15 protein-coding genes are annotated in these 15,777 nt (G+C 65.3%); 13 read left to right on the forward strand and 2 right to left on the reverse strand.

Features of this window, described 5'->3' with window-relative positions; translation table 11 throughout:
• Nucleotides 1-24 precede the first annotated feature (24 nt).
• The 8 genes from crcB (at nt 25) to LGR44_RS10830 (ending at nt 4,421) form a co-directional block, all read left to right on the forward strand.
• Nucleotides 25-411: a fluoride efflux transporter CrcB gene (gene crcB / locus LGR44_RS10795; protein WP_226740262.1), complete on the forward strand. Its 387-nt coding sequence runs from the start codon at nt 25-27 to the stop codon at nt 409-411.
• Nucleotides 412-454: 43 nt separating this feature from the next.
• A complete protein-coding gene (locus LGR44_RS10800; RefSeq protein WP_226740264.1) occupies nt 455-1,693 on the forward strand; it encodes an RluA family pseudouridine synthase in 1,239 nt (412 codons plus the stop codon).
• 283 nt (nt 1,694-1,976) lie between these two features.
• Nucleotides 1,977-2,270, forward strand: coding sequence for a hypothetical protein (locus LGR44_RS10805; protein ID WP_226740266.1), 294 nt, complete (start codon nt 1,977-1,979; stop codon nt 2,268-2,270).
• Nucleotides 2,271-2,406: 136 nt separating this feature from the next.
• Nucleotides 2,407-3,012, forward strand: coding sequence for a GNAT family N-acetyltransferase (locus tag LGR44_RS10810; protein WP_226740268.1), 606 nt, complete (start codon nt 2,407-2,409; stop codon nt 3,010-3,012).
• Between the two features lie 124 nt (nt 3,013-3,136).
• Entirely contained in the window at nt 3,137-3,373 is a 237-nt protein-coding gene (locus LGR44_RS10815; protein WP_226740270.1) for a hypothetical protein, read from the forward strand.
• On the forward strand, nt 3,342-3,656 hold the full coding sequence (locus LGR44_RS10820; RefSeq protein WP_226740272.1) for a hypothetical protein: 315 nt from the start codon (nt 3,342-3,344) through the stop codon (nt 3,654-3,656). The genes LGR44_RS10815 and LGR44_RS10820 overlap by 32 nt, the downstream gene beginning before the upstream one ends.
• Before the next feature lie 4 nt (nt 3,657-3,660).
• Nucleotides 3,661-4,164 (forward strand): phage holin family protein, encoded by a 504-nt coding sequence (locus tag LGR44_RS10825; RefSeq protein ID WP_226740273.1) that lies wholly within the window; start codon nt 3,661-3,663, stop codon nt 4,162-4,164.
• Nucleotides 4,165-4,250: 86 nt separating this feature from the next.
• Nucleotides 4,251-4,421, forward strand: a complete 171-nt coding sequence (locus LGR44_RS10830; RefSeq protein ID WP_226740275.1) for a hypothetical protein — start codon at nt 4,251-4,253, stop codon at nt 4,419-4,421.
• Nucleotides 4,422-4,467: 46 nt separating this feature from the next.
• On the opposite strand, the gene LGR44_RS10835 is transcribed toward LGR44_RS10830, so the two are convergent.
• Nucleotides 4,468-9,378, reverse strand: a complete 4,911-nt coding sequence (locus LGR44_RS10835; RefSeq protein WP_226740278.1) for an autotransporter domain-containing protein — start codon at nt 9,376-9,378, stop codon at nt 4,468-4,470.
• A 571-nt stretch (nt 9,379-9,949) separates the two neighbouring features.
• Between LGR44_RS10835 and LGR44_RS10840 the strand changes: the two genes are divergently transcribed.
• Nucleotides 9,950-10,627 carry an HAD-IA family hydrolase gene (locus tag LGR44_RS10840; RefSeq protein WP_226740280.1) on the forward strand — a complete coding sequence of 226 codons (678 nt, stop codon included), beginning with the start codon at nt 9,950-9,952 and terminating at the stop codon, nt 10,625-10,627.
• A gap of 65 nt (nt 10,628-10,692) precedes the next feature.
• On the forward strand, nt 10,693-11,427 hold the full coding sequence (locus tag LGR44_RS10845; RefSeq protein WP_226740282.1) for an ATP12 family chaperone protein: 735 nt from the start codon (nt 10,693-10,695) through the stop codon (nt 11,425-11,427).
• 45 nt (nt 11,428-11,472) lie between these two features.
• On the opposite strand, the gene LGR44_RS10850 is transcribed toward LGR44_RS10845, so the two are convergent.
• Entirely contained in the window at nt 11,473-11,850 is a 378-nt protein-coding gene (locus tag LGR44_RS10850) for a hypothetical protein (protein WP_226740284.1), read from the reverse strand.
• Nucleotides 11,851-12,016: 166 nt separating this feature from the next.
• Here LGR44_RS10850 and LGR44_RS10855 point away from each other — a divergent pair, with 166 nt between their 5' ends.
• The 3 genes from LGR44_RS10855 (at nt 12,017) to LGR44_RS10865 (ending at nt 15,699) form a co-directional block, all read left to right on the forward strand.
• Nucleotides 12,017-13,549, forward strand: coding sequence for an acyl-CoA carboxylase subunit beta (locus LGR44_RS10855; protein ID WP_226740286.1), 1,533 nt, complete (start codon nt 12,017-12,019; stop codon nt 13,547-13,549).
• A 183-nt stretch (nt 13,550-13,732) separates the two neighbouring features.
• Nucleotides 13,733-14,944, forward strand: coding sequence for an OpgC family protein (locus tag LGR44_RS10860; protein WP_226740288.1), 1,212 nt, complete (start codon nt 13,733-13,735; stop codon nt 14,942-14,944).
• Entirely contained in the window at nt 14,854-15,699 is an 846-nt protein-coding gene (locus LGR44_RS10865; RefSeq protein ID WP_449871013.1) for an SGNH/GDSL hydrolase family protein, read from the forward strand. The genes LGR44_RS10860 and LGR44_RS10865 overlap by 91 nt, the downstream gene beginning before the upstream one ends.
• Nucleotides 15,700-15,777: the final 78 nt, after the last annotated feature.

Genomic DNA, 15,777 nt, shown 5'->3' on the forward strand with positions numbered 1-15,777 from the left:
GTCCGGCCTGGACCGATCCCAAGCATGACCTCCTTTCTCCTCGTCTTCCTCGGCGCCGGAATCGGCGGTTCCCTTCGCCATGCGGTCAATCTCGCGAGCGCCCGCGCCTTCGGCGCTGCTTTTCCGTGGGGGACGCTGACGGTCAATATCGTCGGCTCGTTCGTCATGGGGGCTGTCGCCGCGTGGTTCGTCTTCAAGGCCGGGGAGGGGTGGAGCCAGCCGCTTCGCCTGTTCCTGACGACCGGCATCCTCGGCGGCTTCACGACTTTTTCCGCCTTCTCCCTCGATGCCGTGCTCCTGTGGGAGCGGGGAGCGCCGGGCACGGCCCTCGGCTATGTGGCGGCTTCCGTCCTGCTCTCCATCGGCGGATTGGTCGCCGGACTCGCCCTTGTGCGCGCAATGACGGCGTAGTGCTCGATTGCCGCCCGCGCGGCGCTCTGGTAACCCACATCTCATGAGAAAAAGCGGTTCAGGACAGAAAGACGGCGCTCGCGGCGGACGGGCAGGATCCCGGCAGGGCTTCCGCTCCCGCGAGGACAGGCCTGCGCGCAAGAGCGGACCGGCAAAGCCGCGCGCCGCCAAGCCTGCGGCAGCGAAGGCCCGCACGGCGCCGTCCCTGCGGGCAAAGCCCGCGGCAGTGGAAGCGGCCCCCAAGCCCACCAAGGCGCAGGCCAGGGCCGAGGCCCAGGAGACCCTCGCCACCGGGGTGCAGACCCTCGTGGTCGAGCCCGACGAGGCGGACATGCGCGTCGACCGTTTCCTGGTCGCCCGCTTCCCCCAGCTGGCCTTCACCCACATCCAGCGTATCGTCCGCAAGGGCGAGTTGCGCATCGACGGCAAGAGGGCGCAGCCCAACGAGCGGCTCCAGGCGGGTCAGAAGGTCCGCGTGCCGCCGCTCAAGCTCGACCAGCCGAGGCCGGTCGCCCGCAGCGCGGCCAAGGAGCAGGACGAGCGCGACTTCCTGAAGTCCATCACGCTCTACGAGGACAAGGATGTCCTCATCATCAACAAGCCCATGGGCCTCGCCGTCCAGGGCGGTTCGGGCACCACCCGACATGTGGACGGCTTGCTCGAATCCATGCGCGACGCGGAAGGGCAGAAGCCCCGCCTGGTGCACCGCCTCGACAAGGACACGGCGGGCTGCCTCGTGATCGCCAAGACGCGGTTCGCCGCATCGACCATGGCGAAGTCATTCCGGTCGCGCACCACGCGCAAGATCTATTGGGCGCTGGTCGCCGGCGTGCCCCGCGTCCGCCAGGGACGGATCTCGACCTATCTGGCGAAGGAAGGCGACGAGGGCGATGCCCGCATGCGCGTGGCCCAACACGGGGACGAGGGCGCCAGCCATGCGCTGACCTATTACGCGGTGATCGATACGGCGGCGCAGAAGCTCGCATGGATGTCGCTCAAGCCTGTGACGGGGCGCACGCACCAGCTGCGCGCGCACACCGCCCATATCGGGCATCCCATCGTGGGAGATCCGAAGTACTTCGATATCGAGAACTGGGAGCTGCCGGGCGGTATCCAGAACAAACTGCACCTTCTGGCGCGGCGCATCGTGATCGCGCATCCGAGGACGGGCAAGCCCATCGACGTGACCGCGCCGCTGCCGCCCCACATCCAACAGAGCTTCAACCTTCTAGGCTTCGACGTGAGCCGCTACGACCCCATCGTGGACGCGCCGGAGGAATAAAGCGGTCATCCCTTTGCGCATCTCCCTTTGTCGCACTTTTGCCTCTCAAGCGGGGTAGTGTCGTATGCCTCGGTCGGTCATCCGGCCGGCCGGGCCATTGGCAAGGAGGAGATCGATGGAACACAAGCATCTAGATCAGCTCCGTAGCGTAGCCGACGTTCAGCCCCGGTCTTTGACGAGGCAAGAACGAATTGAGCGTTGGATCGAACTTCTCGAGCGCAATCCGACGCGTCGCCTGAACTCCCTCGGCGAAATCGAATACAAGCCACCGGCAGAGCGTGCCTTGATCCGGCAGGACGATTCCCCGCTCTCCGTCGCCTATGAAGATCCCGTCCTGCGGGCGGATGGCCTGGCGAGCGACAAGCTCGGCGACGTCATGAACTATTTCGAGCTGTCGGACGGACAGGCGCACTATGCTCTGTGCTCCTGCCTGAGCGGCCGCACCATGGAAGCCGCCTCCTTTGCCCAGCGCCTGCGCAACACGACGGGCGGCGCCGGCTGGCGGTCTGCTGCCGGAGCATGGGCTCTGGCCGGCCTGGCGGTGACCCTGCCCGGCTTCGTCTATCTGTTTAATTGAGCAGAGAAGAGATCGGTCCGAAGAACGTGACCCATGATCAGGAGGCATGAAGCGCCTCCTGATCGAAGATGCCTTCGACTGTTGCGCCGCCCGCCGCGATAGGGGACAAAGCAGCAGATCGGAAGGCGCTACAAAAATGCTTCATATCGAGCCCGTGACGCTCTCGACGGACCGCCTCGTGTTGCGGCCCCTCAGCCTGGACGACGTTCCCGCTCTGGCCGCGGCCGCGAGCGACGGCGCGTTATGGGAGAAGAAGACCACGACGGTGCCGACGCCCGACGGCTTCGGGGATTATGTTCGCAAGGCGCTCGAACTCCAGGCCGCCGGGTCGGCCCTTCCTTTCGCCACGGTGGTCCGGGACGGCGACCGGGTCATCGGCTCCACCCGCTACATGAACATCGACGCCGCGAACCACCGGGTCGAGATCGGCACGACCTGGATCGCCCGCTCCTGGCAACGCACCTTCGTCAACACCCATGCGAAATTCCTCATGCTCAGGCACGCCTTCGAGACCCTGGGCTGCAATGCGGTCGAGTTGCGGACGCATCGGCTGAACGACCAGTCGCGCGCCGCCATCGAGCGTCTGGGCGCCAAGCTGGATGGCATCCTGCGCCGGCATATGATCATGCCGGACGGACATGTGCGCGATACGGTGGTCTACAGCATCATCCGTGAGGAATGGCCGGGCGTGAAGGCCGGGCTCGAAGCGCGAATGACGACGCAGGCCTCCGAGATCGCATAGGCTCCGAAGCGCTCACTGCGGAAGGCGGCAGGAATTTGATCTTCCGCAAAGCTTGGCTGTTCGAGTAATGCTTTCCTCGTCATCGCAAGGCGCATGACGCCGGTTGCCTGATGAGGAAAAGACCATGCCTGAATTTCCGCAAGTCGTCGAAGACCTGAAGCGCACCCGCGACGAGATCAGGCTCAAGATCCACCTGGGCTCGAAGGAGCTGCAGGAGGAATGGTCGGCCATCGAAAAGCGCTGGGATGCTTTCGAGAGCAGGGCGGAGCTGAATCGCAGCGCCAGGGACGTCGGGGATGCCCTGACGATTCTGGGGGCCGAGCTCAAGGATGCCTTCCAGCGGGTTCGCAAGGCTCTCTAACGTGGTGCGGCGGGACAGCATCCACGAAGAGCTCGGCGCTCTCCAGGCCGATTTGGCGCGCAGGTCCCCGTCCGCGCAGGACGGGGCTGCTCCTCGCTATGCCGAGACGAACATCGGGGCGGCTGCGCCCGACGGCCTGGAGGAGCAGCTGCGAGAGCTCGGCCAGGCTCTCTCCGGCCTTGCCGAGAACACGGAAGACGCCATAGCCGAGCACCCGATTGCGGCGGTTCTCGCCGCCTTTGTTCTGGGTGTCGCGGTCGGGCGGTTGTTGGGAAGAGGCTGACATCATGATGGACGACGTTGTCCGCAACCTTCGCGTCCTGTGGCGGGCCGAGACGATCATCGCCGACATTCGCTTCCGGCAGGTGGCGATCCGCTCCGGGCTGAAAGGCATCGCCGCTCTTCTAGTCGCCTTCGCCTTTCTTATGGGTAATCTGGCCGCGTTCTTTGCCCTCGAGCAGGTCTGGGGTCCGATATGGGCCGCCGCCATCATCGCGCTGGCGAGCCTGGCGGTCGCGGCGCTGCTCCTTCTGGTCGCTGCCCGGGCAAAGCCGGGACGGGAGATGGAGCTGGCCCTGGAGGTCAGGAATGCCGCCCTTCAGGCCCTGGAGGTCGACGCGCTGGCCCTGCAGAAGCAAGTGATCGAGGTCCGCGAGGAGATCAGGGGCGTGCGGCAGGCGATCACGGGTTTCGCCCGTCACCCCTTCGACAGCCTCCTGCCGAGCCTGCTCGTTCCGCTCGCCGGGGCCGTCGTGAAAGGGCTCAAGAAGACGGACGAGGGAAAGGCCTGAGCCAGCCAGCATCGGCTCGCGCTCCGGAACAAAGGCCACGCTCCGGCATTCGTTCGAAAGCAGCGAAACCGAAATCAGGTTGTCTCATGTCCGATACCCGCTTGAACGAAGCCGCCAGAATTCTTGCCGAGATCGGAGCGAACCTCTCGGACGAGCGCGCCTTGGAACAGAGGTGCCAGAAGCTCGCCGAAGCGCTCGAAGCCGCTGAGCGGCGCGGTCATGTCATGACCGCCGAACAGAAGCAGCAGAGCGGCTGAAGGTCACCGTTTTTCGCATCCGCGAGGGGTTGTCTCCTCGCGAGGTTCAGCGGGTTCCAAAGCGCCAGGTGAAGCTGCCCTTGACCGCATGGTCCTGGGCTCGCGACCCTATCTGCCCCTGGTAGGACACGCCCAGGCTGACCGCCTCCGAAGCCTGCCAGTCGAGCCCGGCTTCGGCCACCAGCGCATCCCGGTCCACCGGCACCCCGCCCACCGTGAACGGAGACGCGCCGCCCGCGAACGCCAGCAGCGTCGACGGCTCCACGTCGCCGTAGGCGTGACGCCAGCCCAGGAGGCCGCGCAGGGTCAGCGGCATCCCGGCACCGATCCGCGCCTCCGCCCGCACGCCGACCGTCGTGGTACCGAGATCGTGATCCTGGGCGTAGCCGGTCAGGGCGGCGGCCCCGCCGTTCTCCCGGAATGCGTCCGTGTGCAGGCGCAGCACCGAGGCTCCCACGAACGGCTCGACGGCAGCTCCACCCCACACAAGGCGGTAGCCGAGCTCACCGAAGGCCTGCAGCGTGGATCCGTTGTAGGAGGCACTGGTCCGGTCGGCGAAGCCGGGGAAGCTGATCGTGCGGGTCAGGTCGAGGTCGTGGTGGGCATAGGCGGCGCCCAGCCTGAGATTGAACGCCCCCCATTGGCCTGAGCCGTAGAGCGCGCCGAATACCGTCTCGTTCGCGCCCGAGGACAGGCGGGCATCGATATCGAACGAGGTGCGGGTGAACCCGCCGGCCACGCCGATGCGGAAGGTGTCGCCCGCCGATGCATCGGCGCCGAGGATGAAGCCGCCGGTGGAGGTGTCCATTCCGGCCGCGTTGCCGTTGCCGTCGATCTTGCCCCACGAGCCGAAGCCCTCGCCCCAGAAGGCAAATCGACGAGGATCGAAGGACGGCGTGACGACGGCCGGCTGCGGCACCGCTCCCGGTCCATCGGCGGCGTAGGCCGCGGAATAGGCGCCTTGGGCAAAGGCGGGCAGGGCGGGGCCCGGGTTCGAGCGCGCGCGCAGACGGCTCAGGACCGATTGCTGAACCAGCCGGGCATCGCCATAGGCCAGGGTCGCGGCCGAGGCATGTGCCTCGCCCGACAGGGCATCGAAGGCCTGACGAGCCCCCGCGACACTGGACACCAGCACGGTATCGAACAGCCGGTTGCCTTCGCCCAGCGCTTCGATTCCGTCGGCAGTGCGATACTGGTTCGGCGTCGCCGCTTCCGCGTGAAATGCCACCGGATGGGCCTCGCGGACCAGGGTCAGCGTCACGGTCCTGCTGTCATAGCCCAGGGTCGGCGTGACGAAGGCGAACTTGCCTCCCGAGGTGCCGTCGAACCTACCCGACACGCCGCCTTGGGCAGTGAGGATCGTGTAAGGCCGGTTGGCCACGTAGCCCGTGCCCCGGTCGGGCAGGATCTGAACCGTGCCGCCCGAGAGGGTTGCGGTGCCGGAAGCGGCGATGCGGTCGCTTTGCCCGGCGGCGTCGATCTCCACCTCGTAGGTCGAGCCCGATGCGAAGGCGACGTTGCCGGAGACGTTGAGCGTCCCGATCGAGTTTCCGGGTGCGATCGTGGCGCCGTTTCGGGCCACGAGGCCCCCGACCGTGCCGGTGCCCCCGAGACTGCCGCCCGTCACCGTCACGACCGATTCGCCCAGGGAACCGTTCACCGCCAGGCGCCCGGCCTGGACCTCGGTCCGCCCAGAGAACGGGCTGGTGCCGGTCAGGTTCAGACGCCCGGAGCCGGTTTTGACAAGGCGGCCCGTCCCCGCGATCGCGTTTGCGAAATCGGCGTCCGTAGCTTGGTCGACCACAAGGGTGGCGTTGTTGGCGATGGCGCCGGAGCCGAAGCTCGTGGCCGAACCGACGAGAGTGCCTTCGCCGATCGTGGTGCCGCCCGCATAGGTGTTGTTGTCCGACAGGGTCAGTGTCCCGGTGCCGAGCTTGGACAGGGAGCCGGAGCCCGAAACCGGACCGGACAGGGTGACCGCATGGGCGTCGGTGTCGAAAATGCCGCCGCCCGTTCCGAGGGTGATCGTGCGGGCCGAGGCGAAATCCGCCAGAGCCCACAGGCGCGCTCCGCCCTCGATGGCGAGCCCGCCCGAGGAGGCGCCCAGACTGGCGTCCGAGGCGATGCCGAGTGTTCCGGCGGCAAGGCGGGTGCCGCCCTGATACGTGTTGAGGCCGGACAGGATCAGGGTGCCTGCGCCTCCCTTGGCGAGCCCTCCCGCGCCGCCGATCGGGGCGGCGATGGTGGCGGTGCGGCCGCTTTCGACCCGCACGTCCCCCCGCGCCCCGGCAATGGTCAGCAACCCGCCGGTGCCCGGCACGATGCGGTAGCCGTCCGCCTCGAAGCGCAGCGCCGAGAAGCTTTGTGGACCCTCCACCGTCACGGTTCCGCCGGTGCCGCGAAACACGGCCGTATCTCCCTGCCAGCGGGTGAGCAGGCTGCCGTCCGGATTGCTCCAGCCGAAGCTGTTCCAGAGGCCGGACCCTTGAGTCCAGTATTGCTGGCCGGCCGCGTCGATGAGCGTGAGGCGGACTTCGCCCGAGCCGCTCTCGAGGGCGAAGTTGGAGAGCTTGTAGCCGATGGGTGCGGAGGTGAGCGCCAGGGGAGAACCGGTCAATGTGCCGCCGTAGCTCAACAGCTTGTAGCTCGTCCCTCCCGACAGGTCCGAGTTCTCCCCGATGGCAAGACGGCCGTCGAGGGCAAGATCGCCTGCGACGGCGAACAGGGGATCGGTGCCACCCGCATTCAGACCGACGTTCAGGGTGGCAGCCGAGGCCAGGGAGAGGCTGCCGAAATTCAGGGTCTGACCGCTGGCGCCGACGAGCGTGCCGCCGTCCCGCACCTCCGCAGCTCCCTGAACCGCCCCGCTGCCGCCAAGGGTTGCGCCGCTCTCAACCCTGACGGGGCCTGCGACCGAGCCATCGACGCGCAGGGTTCCTATCGCCACCGTCGTCGGGCCGGAATAGGTGTTCGAGCCGGACAGCGTCAGAGTCCCAGGCCCCTTCTGCACGACACCGCCGGCACCGCTGACGACACCGCTGAAAACGATGTCGTCGGAACGGTTGAATGCCAGTGTACCGTTGTTGACGACGTTGCCGGCAATGCTGCCGGACAGACCTCCGTCACCGACCTGGAGGGTGCCGGCGCTGATGGTGGTGCCGCCGGTGTAGGTGTTGTTGCCCGTCAGCACGAGGAGACCCGTCCCGGACTTTGTAAGGGTTCCGATGCCGGTGACAGGGGCGGCGAATGTGAGGGCCCCGGGATGATTGAAGGTGAGGTCGCCGTCATTGGCAACTGTGCCGGCTGTCAGGAAGCCGACTGACGCCCCATCACCGACCTGTACCTGGCCTTGCTCTCCGATGGTCAGCTTTGCCGCTGTCACGGATCCGCCGTCGCTGATCGACAGTCCTCCAGGAGTCGGAATGGGGGTAGACGAAGGGTCGCTGGGGTCGTCGAGCGAGTCGCCGACGATCAACTCGCCGCCGACGTTCCAGCTCGAGCCGGTGCCTCTGACTTGAGCGCTGGCGAAGCCGAAGGCAATCGATGCCAAGCTCGCATCTTGGTTCGTCACGAAGCGGGCGCCCGAGGATATATCCAACACAGCGTCCGTGACGGCAGCTTGGAGCCCGACAAGGTCCGCCGTCACTACCGTGTTCTTGCCTGAGATAGTTATATCGCCGTCCAACGAGCCGAACTGAGCGGAAGTAAGGCTTCCGCCCTGTGCAACGGTGAGACTTCCACCCTCGACGAGGACTGCACCTCCGGCAATGAAGCTTCCGAGAATTGTCAGGCCGCCACACTGGCAGACCGATAGGTCGCCGGTGATGTTGCTATTCCCTGTCAGGGTCAGAGTACCTGCGCCCATTATCGTGAGGCCGCCGTCACCATTGAGGTCGGCTGAGATACCGATGTCGTAATTGTCCGTGTCGATATATGCGCCGCCGGCGTCGATGGCGACACCGCCTCCATCGAAGCCGCGCAAGTAATTCGCCTCGTCAGCCGTCGCACGCAGAATGCCGCCGTTGAGATTGAGCGTGGCGGACCCGCGTCCCTTCTCCACATAGGCCGTTTCGAGAACGCCGCGCCCGCCCGCTTCGGTGCCGTTGAGGGTGAGCGTGCCTGTTGAGCCCGCATTGATGCCGATGGAAACCTGTGACGCCGAGACCCGGCCGCCATCCGAAATGACAAGTGTACCGGATCCCGATGTGCCGATTGAGATGGAGTTGCTATTGCTCCACTCCGAGCCGGCTCCTGTGACGGCTACCGTCCCGCTGCTGGTGCTGTCCCACCCGATAACACCAACCGTATTGGTCACCGCGCCGCCCGCTGAGATGGTCAGGGTGCCATCTCCCGCCTCTCCGACGACCATGCCCTGTTGATGTATCCAGCGCGATCCTGCGCCTGTCACCGTTGCCGTGCCGGTGCCTCCGGCGCTGCCGAGGTGAGAGACCCAGTTAGTGACGCCTCCGCCATCCGAAATCAGCAAGGCACCAGTCCCTTGGAGCCCTAAAGTGTAAAACGTCCCCGCATTCCAGAGCGAATCCTTGCCTGTGACAGTCACGGTGCCGTCGCCGCTGCTGCCGTAGCCCACAAAGACGCTGCCGCTCGTGAGTGCGCCGCCGTTCGAGATCTCTACAGCGCCAGTACCGGTTTGGCCGACATATGTCGTACTTGCCTGTGCGCCTGGATTGTCTACCAGCGCCGTCCCGCCATTGATGAAAACTTCGTCGCCGCTCGTCGGAACGGAGTTGTCCTGCCAGCTCCCGGGCAGGAACCAGCTTGCGGTGCCGCCGATCCAATTATCGGCAGCGGCAGGCGACGCGATGGGCAGCAGCAAGGCAAGGGACGAGACAGAAGCCAGAAGCGCCGTGAGCGAAGGCGATAGGCAAAACCCGGCGCCGCTTCGCCCATGTCCCTTATGAACTCTTGAGGTGCTTCCATTCTGCCTGTGCTTCATCGGCTTGTCTCCCAGCCTCCGCCAGCCGGCGGTCTTTTCCGCTGGGCGCACAATAAGAGAAGAATCCTCGTCGGGTAGTTGAAATCCCCTTCAAACGAAGGGGTTCTCGCGTGTCGTTACTTAAGGGCAACACCAGATTAGAATGAATCGAATCCTTGAGAGGGGCGATGGCCGTTTGCTATTCGCTCCGGCGGGCTCTTTCTGCTGCGGGACGAGCGACAGGCACATCCGCGCCATCGCCGAGGGGCTGCGCATCGATGCCTGTGCCGGAGCCGGCTAGTCACGCCCGACAAGCCCTTCGTCGAACGCGGCACCTATGCCGAGCTGATGAAATCGGACGGCATGTTCCGCCGCCTCGCGGAGCGCCAGGTCATCTAGGCTTGGGCGGCGCCACGGCCGATCGCCCGGTCGGCAGGGTGCGATCGGTCCTGGCAATGTTTCCTCGCCCGCGGAGAAACGGCTTTATCCTCCGGCAGTCCGGCTTTATGGCTGTCGCCCATGATGCTGCCGGACCGCCGCGTGCCTGCCCGCACGGGAAACGCCTGTCCGGTCCTTTAATGGGTGGAAGTTCTTGAAGCTCGTCATTTTCGATGTCGACGGAACCCTGGTCGACAGTCAGAACATCATCGTCGCCGCGCAGCACGCGGCCTTCGCGGCCTATGGGCTGGAGCCGCCGAGCCGGGAGATGTCGCTGTCCATCGTCGGCCTGTCTCTCGTCGAGGCCTTCACGGTTCTCGTCGGGCCGAAGGGGCCCGTGGAAGGGCTGGCCGAGGCCTATAAGAACGCCTTCGGGTCCCTGCGTCTCGACCCGGCTCTTGCGGAGCCGCTCTTCCCCGGTGCGGAAGCGTGCCTCGACTGGCTGCGGAGCCGGGAGGACGTGCTTCTGGGGATTGCCACCGGCAAGTCCCGGCGCGGGGTCGGACACCTCCTGGATCGCCACGGCTGGGAGCGCGTCTTCGCCACCATCCAAACGGCGGACGATGCCCCCTCGAAGCCCCATCCGGCGATGATCCGGCAGGCGATGGAGGAGGTGGGAGCTTCGCCGGAGGATACGGTGATGATCGGCGATTCCAGCTTCGACATGGAAATGGCCAAGGCCGCGGGCGTGCTGCCCATCGGGGTCTCCTGGGGGTTCCAGCCCGTGGCGGCGCTGAAGGAGGCGGGCGCCGGCAGGATCGTCGGCAGCTATGCCGAACTCGAAGGGGCCTTGCGCCGGTTTCTGGACCCTCTCTCGCATCCGGCGGCCTGAATGCCTATCTCACACCCATGACAGATTCCCGAGACTGGTTCCCCTCGGCGGAAGAGCCGAATCCGATGCGTGCCGCCCAAGGGGGCATGAAGCCGACCCTGCCGAAGCGCTTCTACAAGGAAGCCGGCGTCGAAGAGCGGGAAGGGCGGTTCTTCCTCGTGCTCGACGGGCGCACGGCCAAGACGCCGAACCGGCAGGAGCTCGCCGTCCCGACGCGCGGCCTTGCCGAAGCCCTGGCCGGCGAATGGGCTGCGCAGGAAACCGAAATCGACCCCTCGACCATGCCGGTGACCCGCATCGTCAACTCGGCCATCGACGGCGTTGCGCCCCGTCAGCGCGAGGTGGTGGACGACCTGGTCCGCTATGCCGGGTCGGACCTGACCTATTACCGGGCCGGCGAGCCGGAGCGTCTGGCCGATGCGCAGAACGACGCCTGGAACCCGGTGCTGGACTGGGCCAGGGATGTGCATGGGGCGCGATTTTCCCTTGCGGAAGGGGTGATGCACGTCGCCCAGCCGCAGGAGTCGGTGGCGGCCATCCGTGGCGCCATCGAGAGGATCGATTCGCCGTTCGCCCTTGCGGCCCTTCACGTAATGACGACCCTCACGGGGTCGGTGCTGATCGCGCTCGCCCATGCGTCCAAGATCATCGATGCGGACCAGGCCTGGGCAGCCGCCCATGTGGACGAGCACTACCAGGAAAGCCTCTGGGGCGAGGACTACGAGGCCATGGAGCGCCGCCGGAAGCGCGAGGCCGACTTCCGGGCCGCCTCGGAGGTGTTCCGCCTGGCCCGCCCATGAAAAAAGCCGCCGGAAGCCGGCGGCTTTCGCAGGAACGTGGCGGAATCAGGCGCGGTGGAAGCTGATGCCGCACTTCTTCTGGATCGAGGCTTCCTCGATGGCCTGCATGTGACCCTTCAAACGGGCGAGCTCCGCCGTCTGGGCGTTGTTGCCGCCGACGAAGAAGGCCGCGGGCCAGAAGATCACGATGGCGGCCGTGGTGGCCACGGTGTCCTTGGTGCGCTGCGAGTCCTGCACGCCGGCGGCGGCGGCGGCGGCGCTCGAGACCCGCTGGGCCTCCATGCTCAGCTCACGGCAATTGTAGCTGCTGTAGGTTGCAGACGACACGTAGGACGCGGCGACTTCGTCCGAGCGGCTGGCGCAGCCTGCGGCCAGCAGGGAAACGGCTGCGGCAGAAGCCGCGATCTTCTGGAAATTCTTCATTGTTGCCCCCAAAAACAGGAATAGGAACGTTATTCCTGTTCACTGTCTAGCTTCGGAATCGGTCCGTGTGAAGTGACCTGGAGCACACCATAGTGGGATGTTTGATCCCGAAAGGCTGTGCTAAGCGGGAGGCAAAGCCATTCTCTCCCGGCCTCAGGGATCACCCATGAAAGACATTCTCGAACGACTTGAAGACAGGCGCGCTCAGGCCCGGCTCGGCGGCGGGGCCAAGCGCATCGAGGCCCAGCACGCCCGGGGCAAGCTCACGGCCCGGGAGCGCATCGAGCTCCTGCTCGACAAGGGCTCCTTCGAGGAGTTCGACATGTTCGTGGAGCACCGCTCCACCGATTTCGGCATGGAGAAGGTGAAGATCCCGGGTGACGGCGTGGTCACCGGCTGGGGCACCGTCAACGGCCGCACGGTCTTCGTCTTCGCCAAGGATTTCACGGTGTTTGGCGGCTCGCTCTCCGAGGCCCATGCCCAGAAGATCATCAAGATCCAGGACATGGCGCTCAAGATGCGCGCCCCCATCGTGGGCCTGTTCGATGCGGGCGGCGCCCGCATCCAGGAGGGCGTGGCGGCTCTGGGCGGCTACGGAGAGGTGTTCAAACGCAACGTGATCGCCTCCGGGGTCATCCCGCAGATCTCGGTCATCATGGGCCCCTGCGCGGGCGGCGACGTCTATTCGCCCGCCATGACCGACTTCATCTTCATGGTGCGCGACCGCTCCTACATGTTCGTCACGGGGCCGGACGTAGTGAAGACCGTCACCAACGAGACCGTGACCTCCGAGGAGCTGGGCGGGGCCAAGATCCACACCACCAAGTCCTCGGTGGCGGACGGCGCCTACGACAACGACGTGGAGGCGCTGCTCCAGGTGCGCCGCCTCATCGATTTCCTGCCCGCCAACAACATGGACGGGGTGCCCGAGATTCCGAGCTTCGACGATCCGAACCGGGTCGACGAGAGCCTGGACACCCTGGTTCCGGACAATCCCAACAAGCCCTACGACATGAAGGAGCTGATCCTGAAGGTCGTGGACGAGGGCGACTTCTTCGAGATCCAGGAGGCCTTCGCCCGGAACATGATCACCGGCTTCGGCCGCATCGAGGGGCGCACGGTCGGCTTCGTGGCGAACCAGCCGATGGTGCTGGCAGGCGTGCTCGACTCGGACGCCTCCCGCAAGGCCGCCCGGTTCGTGCGCTTCTGCGACGCCTTCAATATCCCCATCGTCACCTTCGAGGACGTGCCCGGCTTCCTGCCCGGCACGGCGCAGGAATATGGCGGCCTCATCAAGCACGGCGCCAAGCTGCTCTTTGCCTATTCCGAGGCCACGGTGCCGCTCGTCACCGTGATCACCCGCAAGGCCTTCGGCGGCGCCTACGACGTGATGGCGTCCAAGCATATCGGCGGCGACGTGAACTATGCCTGGCCCACGGCTCAGATCGCCGTGATGGGCGCCAAGGGCGCGGTGGAGATCATCTTCCGCCAGGACCTCGGGGACGAGGAGAAGATCGCCGCCCGCACCAAGGAATACGAGGACCGCTTCATGTCGCCCTTCGTGGCGGCCGAGCGCGGCTACATCGACGAGGTGATCATGCCGCACTCCACGCGGCGCCGGATCGCCCGGGCGCTCGCGATGCTCAGGCACAAGGAAACCGAGCGGCCCTGGAAGAAGCACGACAACATTCCGCTGTGACGGCGCAAGGGAACGCACGGCCCCAAACCTGCGGGTCTCAGAAGCTGCAGTGCCTGCCACACCCGGCGAGAAGCCGGGTGTGAATGATCTGTCACACTTGTCTGTGCGGTGCGGATTTGGGATAGCCCCATAGGGGTCGAATCCGTCTCGGACAGTTGATGACGGTCGTTGGATCCTACTGCCATGCTCTGGCGTTCTCTCATCATCAAAAAACTGCGAGGTTCGGGAATGCACGCCCCAGTTGGCCGCAACCCTGCGATCGATTTCTGGCGTGGTCTCATCCTCGTCGTGATCTTCATCAATCACGTTCCAGGCAATCTCCTCGAGCACCTGACGCCGCGCAACTACGGCTTCTCCGATGCGGCCGAGGCTTTCGTCTTCATCTCAGGATTGTCCGTAGCCCTCGTGTACTATCCCAAGCTGCCCCAGGGCGACGTTTTCGGGGTGGTCCGGCGGTGTTTCCGGCGCTCGCTTCAACTGTATCGAATGCACTTGGTTCTGACCGGTGTCGCCGTGGCGCTGTTCTCCGTAGGCTACGTGGCCAGCGAGGATATCAGGCTGATCGAGGCTCATGGCCGTGGCACCGTGTTCGATGATACGGCCCGAGGCATCACCGGCGTTCTCCTGCTCGGGCACCAACTCGGATACTTCAATATCCTGCCTCTCTACATCATGCTGATGCTGTGGGCTCCGGTGGCCATGGTCCTGATGCGGATCCATGTCGCGCTGGCTGCAGCCGTGTCGATCGGCATCTACGTACTGGCTCGCATCGATGTCCTATCGCTTCCGAGTTGGCCCGAGCCTGGGAGGTGGTTCTTCAATCCGTTCGCATGGCAGCTTCTGTTCACGATAGGTATTGCCGCGGGCGCGTTCTTTGTTCGAACGGGGATGCCCTACCGACGGATCGCGTTCGCGGGAGCCGTCGTTTTTCTCGCTGCATCGTTCGTTGTCATGACCGATGCGCTTGGCTTTGCACCGAACCTGCTCTGGAGCACCTTCGTTAATTTTGATCTCGTCAAGAGCGATCTCGGCCTCAGCCGTCTCCTTCACTTCCTGGCGCTCGCCTATGTGGTGACGCAGCTTCGGTTGGGGCAGGCGTTGCAGGGAACCGCCCTTGGGGGCGAGATGAGGCGACTTGGGCGCAATGCCTTGCCGGTCTTCGCCGTCGGTTCCGCCCTCAGTGCCCTGGGGGAGGTGATCATGACGCTGGCGGCGGTGAAGTCATCCGCTAGTCCGCATATCGTTGGTATGGTATTCACTATCCTCGGTATTCTCGGACTCCTCCTACTGGCGCGATACCTGGAATGGAAAAAGCAAGGCTCGACCGCTCCCCGACAGGAGCGCGCCAGAGAACCTGGACTCGTCTCGGTATCGTCTGGGCGGTTCCCGCACTAGCTTCGGTACTTCTGGCCGCCTTGAGCGGCCCTGCGCTTGCAGAGGATGCCGCATGCCGCGCGTACCAGCCCATCTTCTCGGCTTCGGGGAGGCTGGAGCGCGTCACATCCAGGCTTATCCGGCGTGAGCCCGTGCGTGTTCTGGCCATCGGGTCCTCCTCCACGGAGGGAATAGGCGCATCCTCGCCGGCGTTTTCCTATCCGGTCCAGCTCCAGGCCGACCTTGCTCGCATGTGGAAAGGAGCGGTCACCGTCGAGAATGCCGGAAAAGGGGGAGAGACGATTTTCGAGACCGTCGGGCGCCTCGAGACCATCCTCAGGGCGGACCGGCCTGATCTTGTCATCTGGCAGGTGGGCACGAACGATGCGGTGAAGGGGGGCGACGAGGCCCGTTTTTCGGCCCTTCTGAGACAGGGGATCGACACCGCACAGGCTCTCGGCGTCGAGATGCTTCTCGTCGATCAGCAATATTACCCGACCATAAGAGATATCGGCCGTTATGAGCGGTTTGTGGACCTCGTCAACGCAATGGCTACCGTCGAACAGGTGCCGGTGTTTTCGCGCTACAGGCTCATGAAAGCATGGGGTGAGCGTTCGCCGGATACCCTGACCTCCATGTTGTCGAGCGACGGTTTCCACATGAGCGATCGCGGCTACGACTGCATGGCGCGGCTCATCGCCGACGGCGTTCAGCTCATGGCGGCAAAGAAAGACGCCGATCCGAACCCGACCGTCACCACGGCCGCGCGTCGCTGAGATCCGCCCGGTCATGATCCGGCACGCCCCGAATGACGGAAACCTCGTTGCGAAGCTGGGGCCGTCTCGGATAAGGCC

The organism is Microvirga lenta, assembly GCF_020532555.1.
GTDB lineage: Bacteria > Pseudomonadota > Alphaproteobacteria > Rhizobiales > Beijerinckiaceae > Microvirga > Microvirga lenta.

Coding starts and splice junctions, on each gene's coding strand:
- crcB (WP_226740262.1), top strand. CDS start 25: ATGACCTCCTTTCTCCTCGTCTTCCTCGGCGCCGGAATCGGCGGTTCC.
- LGR44_RS10800 (WP_226740264.1), top strand. CDS start 455: ATGAGAAAAAGCGGTTCAGGACAGAAAGACGGCGCTCGCGGCGGACGG.
- LGR44_RS10810 (WP_226740268.1), top strand. CDS start 2,407: ATGCTTCATATCGAGCCCGTGACGCTCTCGACGGACCGCCTCGTGTTG.
- LGR44_RS10815 (WP_226740270.1), top strand. CDS start 3,137: ATGCCTGAATTTCCGCAAGTCGTCGAAGACCTGAAGCGCACCCGCGAC.
- LGR44_RS10820 (WP_226740272.1), top strand. CDS start 3,342: ATGCCTTCCAGCGGGTTCGCAAGGCTCTCTAACGTGGTGCGGCGGGAC.
- LGR44_RS10825 (WP_226740273.1), top strand. CDS start 3,661: ATGATGGACGACGTTGTCCGCAACCTTCGCGTCCTGTGGCGGGCCGAG.
- LGR44_RS10830 (WP_226740275.1), top strand. CDS start 4,251: ATGTCCGATACCCGCTTGAACGAAGCCGCCAGAATTCTTGCCGAGATC.
- LGR44_RS10835 (WP_226740278.1), bottom strand. CDS start 9,378: ATGAAGCACAGGCAGAATGGAAGCACCTCAAGAGTTCATAAGGGACAT.
- LGR44_RS10845 (WP_226740282.1), top strand. CDS start 10,693: ATGCGTGCCGCCCAAGGGGGCATGAAGCCGACCCTGCCGAAGCGCTTC.
- LGR44_RS10850 (WP_226740284.1), bottom strand. CDS start 11,850: ATGAAGAATTTCCAGAAGATCGCGGCTTCTGCCGCAGCCGTTTCCCTG.
- LGR44_RS10855 (WP_226740286.1), top strand. CDS start 12,017: ATGAAAGACATTCTCGAACGACTTGAAGACAGGCGCGCTCAGGCCCGG.
- LGR44_RS10860 (WP_226740288.1), top strand. CDS start 13,733: ATGCTCTGGCGTTCTCTCATCATCAAAAAACTGCGAGGTTCGGGAATG.
- LGR44_RS10865 (WP_449871013.1), top strand. CDS start 14,854: ATGGAAAAAGCAAGGCTCGACCGCTCCCCGACAGGAGCGCGCCAGAGA.